At 48.9% G+C, this 3,799-nt stretch carries 1 protein-coding gene; it reads left to right on the forward strand.

From position 1 onward, the window contains the following. Positions 1-3,799, forward strand: a 3,799-nt coding sequence (locus tag H6F50_RS03185) for a GAF domain-containing protein (RefSeq protein ID WP_190426268.1), incomplete at both ends; no start/stop codon positions are given.

A 3,799-nucleotide genomic window follows, 5' to 3' on the forward strand; every position in this document is an offset into this window, starting at 1 on the left:
ATTTTCCTGGATGACTTGCAGTGGGCTGATTCGGCCTCTCTGAACCTGCTCAAACTCCTGCTAACCGAGCGCGATGCCTACGGCGGCAAGCAACGCGGTTATCTGTTCATCATCGGAGCTTATCGGGATAACGAAGTGTTCCCGACTCACCCCTTGATGCTGATGCTCGACGAGGTCAAAAAAGCTGAAACCCCGCTCCATACCCTCACCCTGGAACCCCTGAGCCAAGGGGATGTGAATCAGTTAACGGCAGATACGCTGAGTTGCTCGATTGAATTAGCTCAGCCATTGACAGAGTTGGTCTGTCAAAAAACCAAGGGAAATCCCTTCTTCCTCACCCAATTTCTCAAAGCCCTGCATGAGGACGGCTATATTTCGTTTGATTCCCAGGCAGGACATTGGCAGTGCGACTTAGCAACGGTGAAGTTACTCGCGCTCACGGATGATGTCGTTGAGTTCATGGCACTTCAGTTGCAAAAATTACCTGCTGCAACCCAGACTGCTTTGAAGCTGGCAGCTTGCATTGGCGCTCAGTTCGATTTGGCGACCCTGGCGATTGTCAATGAGCGATCGCCCGAAGATACCGCCATCGACCTCTGGAAAGCTTTGCAAGAAGGCGTGATTTTACCGATCGCCGAGGTCTATAAGTTTTATCAGCCGTCACCACTTCAGGTGGCAGAAGTCAACCAGGCAGCAACCTTTAACTGTTCCTATCGCTTTCTCCACGATCGCGTTCAGCAAGCCGCCTATTCTCTCATCCCTAACGAGCAAAAACAGACGACTCATTACCAGATCGGGCAACTGTTGCTGCAACAAGTTTCCCCTGCCGCCAGAGAAGAGCGCATTTTTGAAATCGTCAATCAGTTGAACTATGGCACGACGCTGGTTGAGGAACAATCGGAAAGGGACGAACTCGCCCAACTCAACCTCACAGCTTGTCGAAAAGCTAGACTGGCGACCGCCTATCAAGCCGCCCGTGAATATGCCAAAGTAGGTCTGGAACTACTAGGAACAGACGCTTGGCAACGGCAGTACAACAAGACCCTATCCCTACATGACTTAGCTGCCGAGGTCGCTTTCTTGGTGGGCGATTTTGAGCAGATGGATCGGTGGATTGAAGCGGTAATTCATCATGCGAAAACGCCTTTAGAACAGGTGCAAGTCTATCAAGTCAAAATCCAGGCATTAGTCGCCCGCAATCAATTTGTAGAGGCGATCGCGATCGGTCAATCGGTCTTCCGGATGTTAGGCGTGAACTTGCCAGACGAACCCATCCTAGAGGATATTCGGCTCCTGAAGCAGGAAATTGATGCCTTAATTGGCGATCGCGCCATTGAGTCATTTCTTCATCTGCCCCCCATGAGCGATCCTCAGCAGCTCGCGATTATGCAAAATGCAGCGCGACTGACCCCCGTCTGCTATATGTCCGGCACAAAGCTTTATTTTCTGGTCGTAGCCCTCCAGGTTAAATTATCAATTCAGTTTGGCAATAGTCCGGTTTCCCCTTACTGCTACGCGGGTTACGCCTTTCAACTGAGGATATTGTGGGGAGACATGACCAAGGTGCCTCAGTTTGGGCAATTAGGATACCAACTCGCCTCAGAGCCAGATGCCAAAAATATTAGAGCCGCAACAGCCCTGTTAATGGGGGGATATGTGGGTCACTGGACGATCCATCTGCGAGAAACGTTGGCTATTCTGCTGGAAGGCTATCAAGCTGGATTGGAAACTGGCAATCTAGAATTTATGGGCTACGATGCCCAGTTGTACTGCTTCAATGCTTATTGGTGCGGTCAACCGCTCGCTGAACTCGAACCCCAAATTCGCGCCTATTACCAACAGTTGTGCGACCTCCACCAAGTCACGGCAGCAAACTGTGTTTTGGCTTACTGGCAAGCGGCTCAAATTCTTTTGGGTGAGTCAGAGGAAGAGATTCTCCTACGCCAGGATGCCTATGAAGAACAAGTTCTGGATGAGGCAAAAGTCGATTTTTATCGACTATCTTTCTTTTACCTGTATCGATTCACATTGAATTACTGGCTGGAAGACTTTGCCAGAGCGGAACACGATGCCACTCAAACCCGACAGTATTTAGCCGGAGGGATGGGAAGTACCGTTGAACCGATCTTATATTTCTATGATTCTCTGACCGTGCTGGCGACTCCCCCGGAATCGATGTTGGAGTCAGAACCTAGATGGCAGCGAATGCAAGAAAATCAAGCCAAGCTAAAAGAGTGGGCAGATTATGGCCCCATGAATTACTTGCACAAATATCATCTAGTAGAAGCTGAAAAACATCGCGTTCTCGATCGCAAAACGGAAGCGATAGAACTGTATGACCTAGCGATCGCCGATGCCAAAGCCAATGGCTACCCTCAGGAAGCAGCCCTTGCCAATGAACTGGCGGCAAAATTCTACTTGGCTTGGAACAAAGAGCGGATCGCCCAAGCTTATATGATTGAAGCCTATTATGGCTATGCTCGCTGGGGGGCGAAAGCCAAACTCGCCGACTTAGAAACTCGCTATCCTCAACTACTGGCTCCCATCCTCCAACAAACGCAGACACTATTCTCTATCGACGAAACCGTATTTGCCACTGGAACTGTCACCGCTACGAATACTTCCTCCACCAGTATTTCTGATTCCCTGGATCTGCTTGCCATCCTCAAAGCTTCCCAAACTCTTTCTAGTGAAATTGAGCTTGAGCAGTTAATTAGCACTCTCTTACTTACGGTAATACAAACCTCAGGGGCGACGCAGTGCGCTTTGATGTTGAGTGAGGAACAAAATCTCACGGTTCAGGCTAAGGCAGAGCTTACGGGATCGGGTCAAATCGAAACGCAGATTCTGCATCCGGCGCAGTCGCTTGTCGATAGCGGTATAGTGCCCATCAGTCTGGTCACAAAAGTCAAACGCAACTTGCAGTCTGCCGTGATTCCCAACGCCGTGCAAGAGCCGCTATTGATCGGTGATGTGTATATCCAAAACCAACAGCCCAAGAGTCTGCTGTGCAGCCCCATTCTGCAACAAGGCAAGTTGCTGGGTATGGTCTATCTGGAAAATAATCTGGCAACAGGAGCCTTTACCCGCGATCGCGTTAAGTTGCTGAATTTGCTCTGTGCCCAAGCTGCGATTTCACTGGAGAATGCTCGCCTCTATCGGCAAGCCCAAGCCTATGCTCAACAGCTTGAAGAATCTCAGCTTCAGATTGTGCAAAACGAAAAAATGGCTACTTTGGGTAACTTGGTGGCAGGAGTTGCTCACGAAATTAATAACCCAGTCGGCTTCCTCAACGGCAGTATTAATAATGCCAAAGATTATGTAAAAGACCTGCGTGAGTATTTAGACACCTACCAGCAGCACCAGCCGCCTACTGGTTCAGTAGCCGAATTGGCCCAAGAAATTGACCTAGAGTTTCTATTGGAGGATTTACCCAAGTTAATTGACTCAATGCAAGGAGCGACCGATCGCATCAAAGGCATCAGCACCAGTCTGCGTACCTTCTCTCGTGCCGATACGGAACACAAAGTTAGCGCCAAGCTGCACGAAGGGTTAGATAGTACGCTGTTAATTCTCAAATATCGACTCAACGCGAATGAAAATCGACCTGCCATTAAAGTTATCCGAAACTACGGTGAAATCCCTGAAATTGATTGCTTCCCCGGTCAGCTTAACCAGGTGTTTATGAACATTTTGGCTAATGCGATTGATATGTTCGATGAAATGGCACAGCAAACAACCTTTGAAAAATTAGAACATCATCCCCAACAGATCGCGATTCAAACTGCATTATTACCAG

Origin of the sequence: Coleofasciculus sp. FACHB-712, from assembly GCF_014695635.1 — a bacterium.
Taxonomy (GTDB): domain Bacteria; phylum Cyanobacteriota; class Cyanobacteriia; order Cyanobacteriales; family FACHB-T130; genus FACHB-T130.